Source organism: Vibrio atypicus (assembly GCF_009811315.1).
Lineage (GTDB): Bacteria > Pseudomonadota > Gammaproteobacteria > Enterobacterales > Vibrionaceae > Vibrio > Vibrio atypicus.
The window spans coordinates 228,934-246,441 of the sequence record NZ_BLID01000006.1 but is presented as its reverse complement, the minus strand read 5'-3'; the positions used below and the strand labels follow the sequence as shown (position 1 = coordinate 246,441).

Genomic DNA, 17,508 nt, shown 5'->3' with positions numbered 1-17,508 from the left:
GACCGCAACCAAAGGCTGCGATCTTTTTTAATCCATTACCCAACAAGCTTAGCGAATAACGCCACGCTCAGAAGTTTCCACAAAGTCTAAGAAATGCTTAATTGACGGCCAGTCTTTTGCCATCTCCACCAGTACTTCTTTCGCTTCAACTTGAGTTTTACCTGAACGGTAGAACTCTTTATAAGCATTACGCAACGCACGTAGCTCAGCTTTTTCAAAGCCATTACGTTGCAAACCCACAAGGTTTAAGCCAAATGGTGTTGCGTGGTTACCCTGCGCAAGTACGTAAGGAGGCACATCTTTAACAACAGCAGAACAACCGCCGATGTAGCTGTAAGCCCCCACTTTACAAAACGGGTGAATCGCTGATAACGCCATCACACCAGCGTAATCTTCTACCGTTACGTGACCGCCAAGAATAGCATTGTTACCAACATGAGTGTGGTTACCGACAATAACATCATGTGCAATGTGCGCATTTACACATAGTAAGTTATCGTCGCCGATCACTGTTGTTGCTTTATCTTGTGTCGTACCACGGTGGATTTGTACCGCTTCGCGAATCACGTTTCGGTCACCAATCACCACTGTCGTCTCTTCGCCGCCATACTTCTTATCTTGGTTTTCTTCACCAATAACAGCATGAGGGAAAATACGGTTGTCCTTACCAATAGTTGTATGACCTTTGATAACAACGTGTGACATGACTTCTGTACCTTCACCAATCTCAATCTTACCTGAGATATAAGTAAACGGGCCAACGGTCACGTTCGCTGCAATTGTCACATCACCTTCAATAACTACCGAAGGGTGTATTTGAGCCGTTTCATGAATCATATTAAAACTCTCGACGAGCACATTTCAGTTCAGCTGAACACACAACTTCGCCGTCTACTTTCGCCACACCGTTAAATGCAGCAATGCCACGACGTTCTTTTACAAATTCTACTTCAATGATCAGCTGATCACCCGGTACTACTGGCTTGCGGAATTTTGCTTTATCTACGCTTGCAAAGTAGTACAACTCATTTTCAGAAGGCGCACCAAATGATTTAAACGCAAGTAAGCCAGTTGCCTGAGCCATTGCTTCAAGAATCAGTACACCTGGGAATACAGGTAGTTGAGGGAAATGACCTGTAAACTGAGGTTCATTCACTGAAACGTTTTTAAGCGCGGTCAGGTACTTCTCTTCTTGGTAGTCTGTCACGCGATCAATCAGTAAGAATGGGTAGCGATGTGGTAACAGTTCCTGAATTTCAGTGATGTCCATCGTTTTCTTTTCAGTAGTCAAAGTCATATTCCTATATCGAATGCTAAATATGTTTTCTGGCTGGCATTATAGACGAAAAAGACCCGCAATTCGCGAGCCTTTTTGATCAGAATTGGAATCAAGATTCTTCGTTCTGTTCTAACAGCTTCTCAACCGCTTTCAAGCGCTTGTTCATGTCATCAATTCGATGAACTCGAGTTGCTGTTTTACGCCACTCTTTATTTGGCTGTAATGGGATACCAGATGAGTACATACCCTTATCTGAAATACCACGCATAACCATACCCATACCTGTGATTGTCACGCCATCAACGATCTCAATATGACCATTGATTACGGTACCACCACCGATAATACAGTATTTACCAATTTTGGTACTGCCAGCAACAATCGTACCACCGGCCATGGCTGTACCATATCCGATCTGTACGTTGTGGGCGATCTGCAATTGGTTGTCTAGAATCACGTTATCTTCAATAATCGTGTCTTCCAGCGCGCCACGGTCAATCGTAGTACATGAACCGATTTCGACTCGGTTGCCGATGACAACGGTGCCAAGTTGAGGGATCTTAATCCACTCACCTTTTTCGTTCGCGTAGCCAAAACCATCTGAACCGATTACCGTATTGGCTTGAACTAAACAGTGCTCGCCCAAGACTACTTCATGGTAAATGCTGACATTTGACCATAGTTTCGTGTACGCACCAATTTTTGCGTTCTTGCCAATAAAACAACCTGCGCCAATGACAGCGTTATCTCCTAGCACAACTCCCGACTCAATCACCGCATTCGCGCCAATTGAAACGTTTTCACCAACCATGGCATCATCTGCAACCACCGCTGACGGTGCAATTAGCGTTGCTGGTGCTGGTGTGGTATCTAAAGCTTGCGCAACTTTCGCAAACGCAACGTATGGGTCAGCAACAACCAAGGCATTGCCAGTACAAGCTTCTCGTTGCGCTTCTTTCACCATGACAACTGTCGCTTGACAGTTTGCCAGGTGTTTCGCGTATTTAGGATTAGACAGGAACGTCACATGACCTTCCTGAGCTTTATCCATTGGCGCTACCATAGTGACCATTGCATTTGCGTCACCGTGTAGCTCCCCCCCAGTAATAGTTGCCAATTCGGCTAAAGAGATTGCTGTCATAAACGATTATTTTAGTTGTTTGATTACTTTTTCTGAAATATTGAATTCAGGCTTGCCGTACTGCATTGTTTGAATATCAACAATGATATCGTAGCCTTCTTTTTCAGCGACTTTCTTCACAGCGTCTTGAATAACTTTGAATAGTTTTTGCTTCTCTTGAGCTTCACGTCGTGCAGATGCTTGCTCTAGCGCTTGTGCTTTGATTTTGTACTTGCTGTCTAGCTGGCCAATTTCAATGCGAAGCTTTTCGATTTCTTCTTGACCTAGTAGCTCGCCGTCACGCTTAAGCTTTTCAATTTTTGTCTTAGCTTGAGCCTGAATAGACTTAAGTTCATCCGCCTTGTCTTTGAACTCTTCTTGCATCTTTTGCAGCACAACTTCACGTTGAGGAAGAGACTGGAAGACTTGAGCAGTATTTACATACCCCACTTTTTGCGCCGCTTCAGCCGCCTGTGCAAATAGAGAAGATGTCATTACTAGAAGGCCAAGACCAGCCGCTTTAATCGTTTTATTCACTTTATATTTCCTTTGAATTAGAAGGTTCTGCCGATAGTGAAAGTGAAGAATTCTTCGTCATCACCCTCGTAAATTTCAATTGGTTTCGCTACCGAGAAGACCAAAGGTCCCATTGGCGACATCCATTGCAATGCAACACCGTAAGATGCACGGTAATTAGTTGGATCTGAGTAATCCATGTAGTAGCGATCTGAAGACGCACTTTCGTTGTAAACGAATTCAGTATCCCAAACACTTGCTGCATCTAAGAACATACTGGTTCGAATTTGGCTACGCGCTTCATCAGAAGCAAATGGAGTTGGAACAATCAGCTCTAAGCTTGCCAATGCCACTGCGTTACCACCTACAGAGTCGTCTGTCGCATTCACACATGATGAACTGCTACAAATTGATGGATTACTGTTCACCGTGTAAACCGCTTTTGGACCCGCAGTATTTGAACGGAAGCCACGTAACGTTGTAAAGCCACCAGCATAGTAGTTTTCATAGAATGGGAACAAGTTATCGTTACCATCCGTTTGACCATAGCCGTTACCGTAACCAAGACGACCGCGCATCAATAGCGTGAATTCATGCTTTTTCGTTAACGGAATGTACTGACGCACATCATACTGAAGCTTAAAATACTGAGCATCTGAGCTTGGCACTGTTGCTTTGGCAAATGCGCGCTGGTAGTTACCTGCCGTTGGGAAGTAACCACGGTTCAAGTTATTGCGTGTCCAAGAAGCATTCACGTCAAAGTCATTGGTAATGATGTCACCATCAGCCTGGTTGATACTTTGAGCAAATAACTGAGCTTGATCATACGTTGGTACATTACCGATCTTGTTGTGGGTATAACCAACACCAAATTCAAAGCGGTTCAACTCATCAAATGGGAAACCCCACGTTAAGCTTGTGCCATAACTTTCGTTGGTATAGTCAACAATACCTGCTTCAGATGCTTCGAACTGATTGTAGAAGATCTTACCGCCTAGGCTCACACCATCTAAGTTCCAGTATGGGTCACGATAATCCAGACTTACGTTTTTCTGGTAGTCGTTCATCATCGCGCTGATACCAACACGGTTACCCGAACCTAAGAAGTTGTCTTGCTGAAGACCAACTTGGAAGCTCACGCCAGATTCTGTACCGTAGCCGATACCAAAGTTAACGCTGCCTGAGTTTGCTTCTTTGACGCTGTAGACCAAGTCCACTTGGTCTTCGCTACCAGGAACACGAACAGTCTGTACATCAACGGTTTCGAAGAAACCAAGACGGTTCAAACGGTTTTTACCGGTATCAATAGACTTCGAGTTTAACCAACTGCCTTCCATCTGACGCATTTCACGACGCAGAACTTCATCTTTAGTTGAGTTGTTACCAACGAAACGAATGTCACGAACATAGATTCGTTTACCTGCTTCGATATTCACAACCAATGACACTTCTTGAGTCTCATCATCAAACTCAGAAATCGTACGGACCTGTGGATAAGCGTAACCCGCTTCACCCAATAGACGTTTTACGTTTTCTTCTAGGCTTGTGACAGCAGAACCGTTATACAGTTCACCCATTTCGAATGAAACGAGATCATCGAGCTCATCTTCACCTACCACTAAGTCGCCTCGGAATTTCACATCCTTAACGCTATATGGCTTACCTTCTTCTAAACCAAGGGTAATGTATACGCCCTTTTTGTCAGGAGAAATTGAGACCTGTGTAGAATCTACTTTAAATTTCAAGTAACCACGGTCTAAGTAATACGATTTTAACGCTTCGATATCACCGGCAAGAACTTGCTTCTGGTACTTATCATCAGATAAGAAGTTCCACCATGCCACATCCACGTTTAACTCGAAGCGGCCTAAAAGATCTTCGTCAGTGAAAACTTCGTTACCGATAAAGTTAATTTGCTGAATTTTCGCCGAAACACCTTCCGAGAAGACAAACTTCAGGTCTGCACGGTTTCGTGGTAGCGGAGTTACTACAGCTTTTACGTTCGCATTGTATTTACCAACGCTGTAGTAAAAATCTTCAAGGCCTTTCTCGATGTTTGCCAATGTAGTGCGATCAAGCGCTTCACCGACACGAACACCTGACGCCTCAAGGTTTTGCTGTAACTGCTCTTCCTTGATCGCTTTGTTGCCAGAGAAGGAGATACTCGACACAGTTGGACGTTCTTTAACTTGCACTACTAGTACATTGTCTTGACGTAACACCTTAATGTCTTCGAAGTTGCCTGACGCATACAAAGCACGAATGATTTGGGAGATATCCTGATTATCGACGGTATCGCCGATACGAACGGGCATTTTCAATAGCGCAGCACCGAGTGTCACACGCTGTAAGCCATCAACTTGAATATCTTGAACAACAAAGTTCTCAGCACCATGTGCACTTACGCTTGTTGCAAGCAGCGTGGCAAGCAGAATCTTTTTCATCGCCATATTTGTTTTAGTTATTCCTTACTACAACCTTTGCCCAGTTATAGACGAGCAAAATCATTGAAAATTGCCACTGCCATAAGAGAGAAGATAATTGCACCGCCAACGCGGTATCCCATTTCCTGAATTTTCTCAGGGACTGGGCGTCTTATTACAGCCTCAATAGCAAAAAACAATAGATGTCCGCCATCTAACATAGGTAACGGCACAAGGTTAATTATCCCTAAGTTGACACTAATTAGAGCTAAGAAGCCCAAAAAGTAGACTAGACCGTAATCAGCGGTTGTCCCTGCCCCTTTTGCAATCGAAATTGGGCCACTTAGGTTGTTAAGTCCTACATCACCAACAATCAGTTTTTTCAACATGCTGATTGTTAGGTCAATCACTTGTCCAGTCTTCTCGACGGCCTTCCCGACAGAATCAATTACACCAAATTGTAAGTCGAAGCGATAACTTTGCGGCCATTCTGCGACCTCTGGAGCGATTCCCGCAAATCCGACTTCACCTTTGCCTTTCATTTCTCGGCTATCTGGCACAATCGTCAACGTTATCTTTTCACCATCTCGTAGCACTTCTAGAGCTAACGGTGCGTTAGGGTGCTTCTGAATTGCATCGACTACTTGTTGCCAAACCTCAATGGGTTTGTTGTCGATAGTAACTAATGTATCACCCTCTTTTAGGCCAGCACGCTCACCTGCACTGCCCTCTGTAATATTGATTAATGTCGTTGAGATTTCTGGCGTAAATGGAACAAAACCTAACGCTGACATAGCAGACTGCTGTTCAGGGTCAAAGTTCCATTTGGTTAGGTCAAACGTGATTGTTTGCTCAATACCTACACCATCAGCAGGAGCAACCGTCATTGTAAGACGTTCATCACCGATGTGGGAAATGAGCCCCATATTCACCGATTCCCAATCTGCGGTTTTGACGCCAGAAACAGATTTAAGTTCCATTCCCGATTCGAGACCCGCTTCTGCAGCAATTGAGTAAGGCGTAACTTGGCCAACCACAGGTTTGACAGCAGGAACACCGATCATGAAGACAAGCCAATACGCGACTATCGCAAATAGAAAGTTAAATACAGGACCTGCAGCGACAATTGCACTGCGTTTCCAAAGCGGCTTTTTATCAAACGCGAATTCTTGGTCGGCTTCAGACACATCATCAACTCGCCCATCGAGCATTTTAACGTAGCCACCTAGAGGAATAACTGAGATGCTGTACTCAGTACCATCTTTCCCTACTTTGCTCCAAATTGACTTACCAAAGCCAATGGAAAACTTCTCGACTCTTACGCCACAACGACGTGCAACCCAGAAGTGACCAAACTCATGAACTGCAACCAAAATGCCTAGCGCAATGATAAAAGACGCAAAGTTCCACAAAATACCCGTCATAACTTACGCTCACTAACCCATTTCGTTGCTAAATCTCTAGCCATTCTATCTAGCTCGAGAAGGCTTTCCAAGTCGCTACAGTGCGACTGAGAGGTATCAGCACACACTTTCGTCAGAACTGATTGATTAATCACCGCAATATCGGTGAATGACAGCTGACGATTCAGAAAAGCCGCCACAGCAATCTCGTTAGCCGCATTTAATGCCGTTGTGGCGTGCTGGCCTTCATAACAAGCATCAATGGCCAATTTAAGACATGGGTAGCGATTGTAATCTGGCTTAAGGAAAGTCAACTCACCCACTTTAGTGAAGTCCAATGGAGCAACACCAGCAGAAACTCGCTCAGGATAAGAAAGTGTTAGTGCAATCGGAGTAGCCATGTCAGGTTCACCCATTTGTGCCAAGACAGAGCCATCTTTGTATTGGACCATAGAGTGAATCACCGATTGAGGATGAATCAACACTTTAAGCTGATCGCGTTGAGTATTGAAAAGCCATTTTGCCTCGATATACTCCAGACCTTTATTCATCATGGTCGCAGAGTCAACGGAGATTTTAGGGCCCATCGACCAGTTTGGGTGAGCGATCGCTTGCTCTGGTGTTACTGAACTTAGCGAATCGATGTCGCTGTAGCGGAATGGACCGCCAGACCCAGTCAACAGGATATTCGAAATTCCGTGCTGATTTAAATCACAACGGCCAAGGTTAGTTTGAATATCGCTTGGCAAACATTGGAAGATTGCGTTGTGTTCGCTATCTACAGGCATGAGCTCTGCGCCAGACTCTTTGACTGCATCGATAAACAGCTGACCAGACATCACTAACGCTTCTTTATTCGCAAGTAGCACTCGCTTACCGGCTTTCACCGCAGCCATCGTTGGCAGCAAGCCTGCCGCTCCAACAATCGCAGCCATGACGGTATCGACTTCATCTGTTGACGAAACCTGACACATAGCATCAATACCCGCGAGCACTTCCGTTGCCACCTTAAGTTCAGCAAGTTGCTTCTTCAGCTGTATTGCGGCTGAATCTGACGCCATCACTGCGTACTTAGGTTGCCATTTCACGCACAGGTCACGCATTTTCTCTACGTTACCGCCCGCTGCTAGTGCAACAACAGAAAACTGTTCAGGGTTTTGTTCGATGACTTTAAACGTGCTTGCACCGATAGAGCCAGTTGCACCTAATATTGTTAGCTTACGCATAGCAAGAAACCGAGTTGTGACTTAGGCAAGCCGAAGCTTGCCTAGAAAATGAAGTAAAGAAATGCAAAAACAGGGAATGCAGCAGTCAAACTATCAATACGATCAAGAACACCGCCGTGACCTGGGATAATATTACTGCTGTCTTTGATACCCGAAACACGCTTAAACATGCTTTCTACCAGATCACCCAAAACTGAGATAACAACTGTAATCAGTGTAATCGAAATCATCACTAATGGGCTGGTAAATTCAATATCGAACCAAGTCGCCGTACCCCATCCAACAAGAATTGCTGTAACAATCCCACCAATCAAACCTTCGATGGTCTTGTTTGGGCTCACATGAGGCGCCATTTTGCGTTTACCCATGCTTTTACCTGTAAAGTAAGCACCACTGTCTGCCGCCCAGACAATAAAGCACACATAAAGCACGAGTTTTGAACCATGGTATGCGTCTGTTTCGATCCCTTCGGCACGCAGAAGTAACACACTCCAGAAGAAAGGTAACAAAGTTAAAATACCAAAAGCGTGGCGTAGAAGAGCCGAGTTTTGCCATAAGCTGGCCGATTTAGGGTATGTAATCGCCAACAAGCTGGATACTATCCACCAAATACAGCCTGCCGCTAACATGAGGTAATGCGGCTGTGTGACTTGATTTAGGCTGTCTGCATCAAAAGGGATAACCATAAGACTGAGCGCACTGACAACCAAAGCTGGGATAAGAGCGACATAGCGAGATTTAGCCTCAACAAATTGAGTCCACTCCCAAAAGCCAATCAGCATCACTGCGCCGATAGCAAGAGAGAATAATGGCAAAGATAGCTCAAAAATACCCAAGATCACCAATGGAGCAAGGATGAGCGCTGTTATTATTCTTTGTTTCAAACTTGAATCCTTTATTCGCTTTCCATCAATGCCTTGATTTGTTCACCGGTACAACCAAACCTTCTTTCGCGGTTAACAAACCAAGTCACTGCTTCAATTAAGCTATTTTCATCAAACTCTGGCCAGAAAATTGGCGTAAAGTACATCTCTGCGTACGCCATTTGCCAAAGCATGAAGTTACTGATTCGACACTCTCCACTAGTTCGAATCATAAGATCTACTTCAGGTAGATCTGACATAGTCAAATGCTGAGTGATCAACGCTTCGTCAATCTCTTCAGCGTTTAATTCACCTGCTGCTACTTTTGAAGCGATCGCTTTCGTCGCCTCAGTAATGTCCCACTTACCACCGTAATTGGCCGCAATGTTAACCACTGTACCGGTATTACCTGCTGTTAACTCTTCAGCTTGAGCAATCTTCTTACGTAACCGACTATTGAATCGCGAAGTATCGCCAATAACTCGTAATCGTAGGTTATTTTTGTGCAACTTTTTAATTTCCGTCGATAGAACGGTAATAAATAGCTCCATCAACACACCCACCTCTTCTTCAGGTCGACGCCAGTTTTCACTGCTAAACGCAAACAGGGTAATCGCTTTAATACCAAGTTTCGCAGAAGTAGAAATCGTTTTACGAACCGCTGCAACACCATTTTTATGGCCAAATACACGAGGCTTACCCTGTGCTTTCGCCCAACGGCCATTGCCATCCATGATAATTGCGATATGTTGAGGAAGAACTTCTGGAGAGAGATGTGAGTTTTGCATATAAGAAATTGATAGGTAAACAGCAAAGGACAGAGAGTAGCATAAAAAAACGCTGTGCTGCGAGCACAGCGCTCTTTAAGATTAGAGATTCTGGAGAATTAGACTTCCATCAACTCTTTTTCTTTCGCTGCTAACACTTCGTCGATCTGTTTAACAGCCGCGTCAGTTAGCTTTTGAATTTCATCTTGACCTTTGTGGTCTTCATCTTCAGAAATTTCTTTGTCTTTTAGCAAACCTTTTAGATCGCCATTTGCGTCACGACGGATGTTACGTACAGCAACACGAGCACCTTCAGCTTCACCACGTACAATTTTCACTAGGTCTTTACGACGCTCTTCCGTTAGCGGAGGAAGTGGAACGCGAATGATTGTACCTGCAGACATAGGGTTTAGGCCTAGGTCAGACATCATGATCGCTTTTTCAACTTTCTGAGTCAGCTCTTTATCAAATACTGTGATTGCTAGTGTACGAGCATCTTCAGCCACAACGTTCGCTACCTGGTTTAGAGGTGTTGGTGCACCGTAGTACTCAACAGAAATACCAGATAGTAGGCTTGGGTGCGCACGACCTGTACGAACTTTAGAAAGGTTGTTTTTTAGCGCTTCTACGCTTTTTTCCATGCGCTCTTGAGCGTCTTGTTTGATTTCGTTAATCACAATATCACCTTAATGTGTAAATCTTTCTCGAAGAAAGCCTAAGTTGGAGTCTTCAAAAGGCAATACCGTAGCATAATTTTCCATTACACTACGGTGATTGGAGTTACTCTGCGTCGCTGATTAGCGTGCCTTCTGCTTCACCCATTACCACGCGACGAAGTGCTCCTGGCTTATTCATGTTGAATACGCGAATTGGCATTTTGTGGTCACGAGCCAATGTAAATGCTGCCAAATCCATCACTTTCAGCTCTTTTTCAAGAACTGAGTTGAATGAAAGCTTATCATACAGCTCTGCGTCTGGGTTTGCTACTGGGTCAGCCGTAAATACACCGTCTACTTTTGTTGCTTTTAGAACTACGTCAGCTTCGATCTCGATACCACGTAGACATGCAGCAGAATCTGTTGTGAAGAATGGGTTACCTGTACCTGCTGAGAAGATAACAACGCGACCTTGACGAAGTTCGCGGATTGCATCGGCCCAATTGTAATCGTCACACACACCTTTCAGTGGAATTGCAGACATTACGCGAGCGTTTACGTAAGCGCGGTGAAGTGCATCACGCATTGCAAGGCCATTCATTACTGTTGCTAGCATACCCATGTGGTCACCAACAACGCGGTTCATACCTGCTTCTGCAAGGCCAGCACCACGGAAAAGGTTACCACCACCGATAACCACACCAACTTGAACGCCAAGTTCAACCAGCTCTTTTACTTCTTGCGCCATACGGTCAAGAACCGCTGGGTCAATGCCGAAACCATCTTCGCCTTGAAGTGCTTCACCACTCAGTTTTAACAGAATACGTTGATACGCTGGTTTAGGGTTCGTTGTCATGGAGTTTACCTTCCAAAAGAGAGTTATTGATTAACAGTCATGAATAAAGACTATTCAATCTTCATTCATCACGGTTAAACGTTTAACTGGTAGTCATAAAAAGACCGCAGCCTTGGCTACGGTCTAAACTTTGTACGCGTCTCTAAGGATTAACCTTTTTGAGCAGCTGCTACTTCTTCAGCGAAGCTCATTTCTTGAGCTTTCTCGATACCTTCACCAACTTCTAGGCGAACGAAAGTAGAAACAGAAGCGCCACGCTCTTTAAGAATTTCGCCAACAGATTTCTTAGGTTCCATGATGAACGCTTGACCTGTTAGAGAGATTTCGCCCGTGAATTTCTTCATGCGGCCGATAACCATTTTCTCAGCGATTTCTTGAGGCTTGCCTTCGTTCATAGCGATTTCAACTTGAACTTCTTTCTCTTTAGCAACTACGTCAGCTGGTACGTCTTCTGGGTTAACGAACTCAGGCTTAGAAGCAGCAACGTGCATAGCAACGTGCTTAAGAGTTTCTGCGTCGCCTTCACCAGCAACAACTACACCGATTTTCTCACCGTGACGGTAAGAAGCGATTGCTGCGCCTTCAACGTAAGCAACGCGACGGATGTTGATGTTTTCGCCGATCTTAGCAACTAGAGCAACACGCTCTTCTTCGAACTTAGCAACTAGCTCTTCAGCAGTAGCTTTAGAAGCTAGAGCGTCAAGCGCTACTTTTTCTGCGAATGCAGTGAAGTTACCGTCTTTAGCAACGAAGTCAGTTTGGCAGTTAACTTCAAGAAGAACAGCTACGCCGTTTTCTTCTTTGATGATGATCGCGCCTTCAGCAGCAACGTTACCAGCTTTTTTAGCTGCTTTCGCTGCGCCAGATTTACGCATGTTTTCAATTGCTAGTTCGATATCAGCGTTTGCTTCTACAAGCGCTTTCTTACATTCCATCATGCCAGCGCCAGTGCGCTCGCGAAGTTCTTTAACTAGAGCAGCAGTTACAGTTGCCATTCTCTATTCCTCGGTTGATTCGAAATAAGGTAAAAAACAGGGGCCTACATTTTCGGCCCCTGCTGATAACTATAACTCAGTTTATGCGACAACTAAGTTGCACATAGACTAAGTGTGACTCGGAGCCGCTATTATTCAGCTTCTACGAAACCATCTTTTTCAGCAGCAACAGCTACGTCTTTGTTACGACCTTCAGTTACTGAAGTTGCAGCAGCGTTTAGGTAAAGCTGTACCGCACGGATCGCATCGTCGTTACCTGGGATGATGTAGTCAACGCCGTCTGGGTTAGAGTTAGTATCTACCACAGCGTAAACTGGAATACCTAGGTTGTTTGCTTCTTTAATCGCAATGTGTTCGTGATCAGCATCGATTACGAATAGAGCGTCTGGTAGGCCGCCCATGTTCTTGATACCACCAAGAGACTTCTCTAGCTTCTCCATTTCACGAGTACGCATTAGAGCTTCTTTCTTAGTTAGTTTGTCAAAAGTACCGTCTTGAGATTGAGCTTCTAGCTCTTTTAGACGTTTGATTGACTGACGAACAGTTTTGTAGTTAGTAAGCATGCCGCCTAACCAGCGGTTGTTTACGTAGTACTGGTTGCTTGCGATTGCAGCTTCTTTAACAGCTTCAGATGCAGCGCGCTTAGTACCTACGAAAAGTACTTTACCTTTCTTCTCGCCAACTTTAGCTAGTTCAGCTAGAGCTTCGTTGAACATTGGTACAGTTTTTTCTAGGTTGATGATATGTACTTTGTTACGAGCACCAAAGATGAATGGCTTCATTTTTGGGTTCCAGTAACGAGTTTGGTGACCGAAGTGAACACCAGCTTTAAGCATATCGCGCATTGATACAGTTGCCATTTTATAATCCTCTATGGGGTTAGGCCTCCACATTCCCCATAACTCCGACTAGGCTTCTGCCCAGCACCCCGGAATATGTGTCGGAATGTGTGTGATTTAAAGATAAAAGTTTATGTGGAACTGACCAGCTTCGCCGCTTCATCATTGAGAAACGAAGAGAACTGACCACATTTCCGGCGCGCTTTATACCATATTTTTGCCCTATATGGCTAGTAAAAAAACTGTTTTGCAATAGGAGAAAAAATCCTCGAACAGCGTCTAAATCATACAACCCTATATGTAATAGGGATTTGGCACCATTACACATTCTGACATCTTCCTGTTAGAATGCGCCCATTCGCACCAGAGGGTGCTACCGAAGTAAGTAAGAGAAAGCCGATGTCAATCAAGATCAAAACAGCTGAAGAAATCGAACGTATGCGCATAGCGGGCGCGTTGGCCGCTGAAATCCTGGAGATGATCGAACCCCACATTAAAGAGGGTGTTACCACAGATCAACTGAACCAGATCTGTCACGATTATGGGATTGAGAAAGGTGCTTACTCAGCTCCACTTGATTACCACGGTTTCCCTAAATCAATTTGTACCTCGATTAATCACATTGTTTGTCACGGCATTCCGGCAAGCGTAGATGAAGTCGGCAGCAATGGCCAACTGAAGCCTGCTGTATTGAAAAATGGCGATATCATCAACGTAGATATTACCGTCATCATTCCAAACGAAGAGGGGGTCGACCTAAGCGTTCGCCCAGACGGCTACCACGGTGACACGTCGAAAATGTTCTTTGTCGGCGATGTATCACCAGCGGATAAGCGTCTATGCATGGTGACACAAGAAGCTCTGTATGTTGGCATGCGTAAAGTGAAGCCAGGTGCAACAGTTGGTGATATCGGTACAGCTATCGAGAAATACATCAAAGAAAACAATAAAAAGAACCCACGTAACAAGTTCTCAATTGTAAAAGATTTCTGTGGTCACGGTATCGGTAACGAGTTCCATGAAGAGCCACAAATCGTTCACTACAAAAACAGTGACCGACGCGTACTCAAAGAAGGCATGTGTTTTACCATCGAACCAATGATTAACGCAGGTAAATTCGGTGTAACGGTTGATGCAGAAGACGATTGGACGGTGTACACCGGTGATGCGAAGAAATCGGCTCAATATGAGCACACGATTTTGGTAACCAGCACAGGCTGTGAGGTTCTCACTCTTCGCAGCGATGACACCATTCCTCGAATGATGAACAACGCATAATCAATACAATCACTTCAAATATCCCCGATTTTCGGGGATATTTTTTTATCCCCTTAAGTCTGATAGATTGGTCCTCAGGACAACTTTGCATGGACTCGCTGTATGCCCTTTCAATCCCCGCTGACGTTTGAAGATCAGCAAATCTCGATAAGTGAACTAAAACAACAGTTAGAAAAGTTCGCTCAGTATCAGAAAAGTGAATTTCTCAATCATCATCCAGTGACTGACTTAGTACTCGGTCGCGCGGAGTATATTGATTTGCTGCTCAATCGACTGTGGCAACATTTTGGCTTTTCTAACCTACCAAACATTAGCCTGGTCGCCGTTGGCGGTTATGGCCGTGGTGAGCTTCACCCTCTTTCCGATATCGATATTTTGGTAATCTCGCGCAAAACATTGCCTGAGTCACTCGCTAGCAAAGTAAGTGAATTTATCACCCTACTCTGGGATTTGCGTTTAGAGGTTGGTCATGCCGTTCGTAGCGTTGAAGAGTGTGCGACGATTGGAAGGGAAGATTTAACGGTTGCCACAAATCTTCAAGAATCTCGCCTACTTTGCGGCTGCGAAGATACTTTCCACCAGTTAAAGATGGTCATTCATTCAGAATCATTCTGGCCAAGTGAAATCTTCTACAAAGCAAAAATTCAAGAACAACGTGCTCGCCATGCGCGCTACCACGACACGACTTACAACTTAGAACCGGATATCAAATCGACACCGGGTGGCCTGCGTGATATTCACACCCTAAGCTGGATTGCTCGTCGCCATTTTGGCGCTACTTCACTGCTAGAAATGAGCCGTTACGGTTTTCTTACCGATGCAGAGTACCGTGAACTGGTCGAATGCCAAGACTTTTTGTGGCGAGTTCGTTTTGCCCTCCACATTGAATTAAAGCGCTACGACAACCGCCTTACCTTTGCTCATCAAGCGCAGGTAGCAGAAAGCCTTGGCTTCTCTGGTGAAGGTAACCGCGGCGTAGAAATGATGATGAAAGAGTTCTACCGAACCCTACGCCGTGTCGCTGAACTCAACAAAATGCTACTCAAACTGTTTGATCAAGCGATATTAGAAAATGGGGTTGAAGCAGAGCCAGAGATCTTGAGTGAAGATTTCCAGCGCCGTGGTCATCTCATTGAAGCGCGCAAACCCGCCCTATTCCAAGCACGTCCAGAAACCATTTTGGATATGTTTCTGCACATTGCCAACGATTCCAGTATCGAAGGCGTAGCTCCGCCAACCATGCGTCAACTTCGTACTGCAAGGCGTCGATTGAACAAATTCCTTCACACGATCCCTGAAGCTAGAGAGAAGTTTTTAGAGCTCTGTCGCCACCCAAATGCACTGCACAAAGCGTTTAGCCTAATGCATAAGCTTGGCGTATTGGCAGCGTATTTACCGCAGTGGAGCCAGATAGTTGGCCAGATGCAATTTGACCTTTTCCATGTTTACACGGTCGATGAGCACAGCGTTCGCTTACTTAAACATATCAACACCTTTAGTTACGCTAAAAACCACGATAAGCATCCAATCTGCTGCGAAGTTTATCCGAGAATTCAAAAGAAAGAGCTGTTGATCATAGCGGCTATTTTCCATGATATTGGTAAAGGCCGCGGTGGTGATCACTCTGTGATTGGTGAAGGTGAAGCGTATAACTTCTGTATCGAACATGGCTTATCTAAACCAGAAGCCAAACTCGTCGCTTGGTTGGTGCGCAATCACCTTCTAATGTCAGTCACAGCTCAGCGTCGCGATATCTACGACCCTGAAGTGATCACCGAGTTTGCCAAACAAGTTCGCGATGAAGAGTACCTAGAATATCTAGTCTGTTTAACTGTCGCCGATATCTGCGCAACCAACCCAGAACTATGGAACAGCTGGAAACGTACTCTACTTGCAGAGTTGTTCTATTCAACACAACGCGCATTGCGCCGCGGATTAGAAAACCCAGTCGACGTGCGAGAGCGTATTCGTCACAATCAGCACCTTGCATCGGCTTTGCTGCGTAAAGAAGGGTTTAGCGCACGTGAAATTGAAGTCCTTTGGCAACGTTTTAAAGCGGACTACTTCTTACGTCACACTCATAAGCAGATTGCGTGGCACTGCATGCACTTGCTTCGCCACGATGAACCATCAAAACCGCTTATATTGATTTCTAAGAAAGCAACACGTGGTGGTACCGAAGTCTTTGTTTACAGCCGAGATCAGCACGCTCTATTTGCCTCTGTGGTTGCAGAGCTCGACCGACGTAACTTCAACGTTCACGATGCCCAAGTCATGACCAGCAAAGATGGTTATGTCCTAGATACTTTCATGGTCCTTGATCAACATGGTGACGTTATTGATGAGAGCCGCCACAAAGCTGTTACCAAACATCTGGCCCATGTGCTAGAAGATGGCCGACCAACCAAAATTAAAACCCGCCGAGTTCCGCGAAACTTACAGCACTTCACGGTGAAGACCAAAGTCGACTTTCTACCGACCAAAAGTAAAAAGCGGACTTTAATGGAGTTTGTTGCTCTCGACACACCAGGGTTACTTGCAACCGTGGGGGCGACGTTTGCGGATTTAGGTGTACATCTACATGCTGCAAAGATTACAACTATTGGTGAGAGAGCAGAGGATTTATTCATTATTACGAGTGAGAATGGCGGTAAACTCACTGATGAAGAGGAAATCCTATTGAGAGAGAAGTTAATAGCAAATGTGGCGGAACTGGCACCTTAAGCGATCTTGACCACAAGTTATCACACTGCTCGAAAAATCAACTATCTACAACGTGAATAGGCTGCTACATTAGCTAGTGATCACTAAATACAAACACAGTTAAAGAGGTAGCCTATGTTTCCACACCTCACTGGTTTAGGTATTCATGAACCTAAACAGATTGAGCGCTATTCACTCCGCCAAGAAGCGCACAAGGACGTGTTAAAAATTTATTTTCGTAAGCAAAAAGGTGAGTTGTTTGCGAAAAGCGTTAAGTTCAAATATCCACGCCAAGTAAAGAATGTACTGGTTGATAGCGGTAGTCACAAGTACAAAGAAGTGACAGAAATAAATCGCAACTTAACCCTAGTGATTGACGAACTGAACAAAATAACGAAACCAGAGAAATCGGTTGAGTTGGATGTGAAAGAAAAAATTCTATCTGACTTGAGACACCTAGAAAAAGTCGTCTCGAGCAAAATTGCAGAGATTGAATCGGATCTAGAAAAGCTGAAGTAATCGAAAAACGAAAAATTAAGGGTTGGCACTCGTGCCAACCCTTTTTTGTTGTTTGGTATATGGAA

At 44.7% G+C, this 17,508-nt stretch carries 16 protein-coding genes; 3 read left to right on the top strand and 13 right to left on the bottom strand.

The annotated features are described in order from the left end of the window. Positions 1–48: 48 nt before the first annotated feature. The 13 genes from lpxA to rpsB all read right to left on the bottom strand — a co-directional run bounded on the left by lpxA (position 49) and on the right by rpsB (position 12,964). Positions 49–837, bottom strand: coding sequence for an acyl-ACP--UDP-N-acetylglucosamine O-acyltransferase (gene lpxA / locus GVO60_RS14475; RefSeq protein ID WP_159655250.1), 789 nt, complete (start codon positions 835–837; stop codon positions 49–51). Position 838: 1 nt separating this feature from the next. Further along, positions 839–1,291: a 3-hydroxyacyl-ACP dehydratase FabZ gene (fabZ, locus tag GVO60_RS14470; protein WP_162596548.1), complete on the bottom strand. Its 453-nt coding sequence runs from the start codon at positions 1,289–1,291 to the stop codon at positions 839–841. Between the two features lie 97 nt (positions 1,292–1,388). Next, the gene (lpxD, locus tag GVO60_RS14465; protein ID WP_159655246.1) at positions 1,389–2,420 is read right to left on the bottom strand and encodes a UDP-3-O-(3-hydroxymyristoyl)glucosamine N-acyltransferase; all 1,032 of its coding nucleotides are present in this window, start codon (positions 2,418–2,420) and stop codon (positions 1,389–1,391) included. A gap of 6 nt (positions 2,421–2,426) precedes the next feature. Beyond that, on the bottom strand, positions 2,427–2,936 hold the full coding sequence (locus GVO60_RS14460) for an OmpH family outer membrane protein (protein ID WP_159655244.1): 510 nt from the start codon (positions 2,934–2,936) through the stop codon (positions 2,427–2,429). Positions 2,937–2,953: 17 nt separating this feature from the next. Beyond that, entirely contained in the window at positions 2,954–5,365 is a 2,412-nt protein-coding gene (gene bamA, locus GVO60_RS14455) for an outer membrane protein assembly factor BamA (RefSeq protein ID WP_159655242.1), read from the bottom strand. 38 nt (positions 5,366–5,403) lie between these two features. Continuing rightward, a complete protein-coding gene (gene rseP / locus GVO60_RS14450; RefSeq protein ID WP_159655240.1) occupies positions 5,404–6,762 on the bottom strand; it encodes a sigma E protease regulator RseP in 1,359 nt (452 codons plus the stop codon). Further along, complete coding sequence (ispC, locus tag GVO60_RS14445) at positions 6,759–7,967, bottom strand: 1-deoxy-D-xylulose-5-phosphate reductoisomerase (protein WP_159655238.1); 1,209 nt, start codon at positions 7,965–7,967, stop codon at positions 6,759–6,761. Before ispC ends, rseP begins: the two co-directional genes overlap by 4 nt. Before the next feature lie 41 nt (positions 7,968–8,008). Further along, complete coding sequence (locus tag GVO60_RS14440) at positions 8,009–8,851, bottom strand: phosphatidate cytidylyltransferase (protein WP_159655236.1); 843 nt, start codon at positions 8,849–8,851, stop codon at positions 8,009–8,011. An 11-nt stretch (positions 8,852–8,862) separates the two neighbouring features. Further along, positions 8,863–9,618: an undecaprenyl pyrophosphate synthase gene (uppS, locus tag GVO60_RS14435; protein ID WP_159655234.1), complete on the bottom strand. Its 756-nt coding sequence runs from the start codon at positions 9,616–9,618 to the stop codon at positions 8,863–8,865. A 98-nt stretch (positions 9,619–9,716) separates the two neighbouring features. After that, positions 9,717–10,274: a ribosome recycling factor gene (gene frr / locus GVO60_RS14430; RefSeq protein WP_159655232.1), complete on the bottom strand. Its 558-nt coding sequence runs from the start codon at positions 10,272–10,274 to the stop codon at positions 9,717–9,719. A gap of 103 nt (positions 10,275–10,377) precedes the next feature. After that, on the bottom strand, positions 10,378–11,109 hold the full coding sequence (gene pyrH, locus GVO60_RS14425; protein ID WP_159655230.1) for a UMP kinase: 732 nt from the start codon (positions 11,107–11,109) through the stop codon (positions 10,378–10,380). Positions 11,110–11,258: 149 nt separating this feature from the next. Continuing rightward, the gene (gene tsf, locus GVO60_RS14420; RefSeq protein ID WP_159655228.1) at positions 11,259–12,104 is read right to left on the bottom strand and encodes a translation elongation factor Ts; all 846 of its coding nucleotides are present in this window, start codon (positions 12,102–12,104) and stop codon (positions 11,259–11,261) included. Between the two features lie 131 nt (positions 12,105–12,235). Next, a complete protein-coding gene (gene rpsB, locus GVO60_RS14415; protein ID WP_159655226.1) occupies positions 12,236–12,964 on the bottom strand; it encodes a 30S ribosomal protein S2 in 729 nt (242 codons plus the stop codon). Positions 12,965–13,342: 378 nt separating this feature from the next. Between rpsB and map the strand changes: the two genes are divergently transcribed. From map to GVO60_RS14400, 3 genes are all read left to right on the top strand, one after another. Beyond that, a complete protein-coding gene (map, locus tag GVO60_RS14410) occupies positions 13,343–14,221 on the top strand; it encodes a type I methionyl aminopeptidase (RefSeq protein ID WP_159655224.1) in 879 nt (292 codons plus the stop codon). Between the two features lie 102 nt (positions 14,222–14,323). Next, positions 14,324–16,945 carry a bifunctional uridylyltransferase/uridylyl-removing protein GlnD gene (gene glnD / locus GVO60_RS14405; RefSeq protein WP_159655222.1) on the top strand — a complete coding sequence of 874 codons (2,622 nt, stop codon included), beginning with the start codon at positions 14,324–14,326 and terminating at the stop codon, positions 16,943–16,945. Positions 16,946–17,059: 114 nt separating this feature from the next. Next, on the top strand, positions 17,060–17,443 hold the full coding sequence (locus GVO60_RS14400; RefSeq protein WP_159655220.1) for a DUF3461 family protein: 384 nt from the start codon (positions 17,060–17,062) through the stop codon (positions 17,441–17,443). Positions 17,444–17,508: the final 65 nt, after the last annotated feature.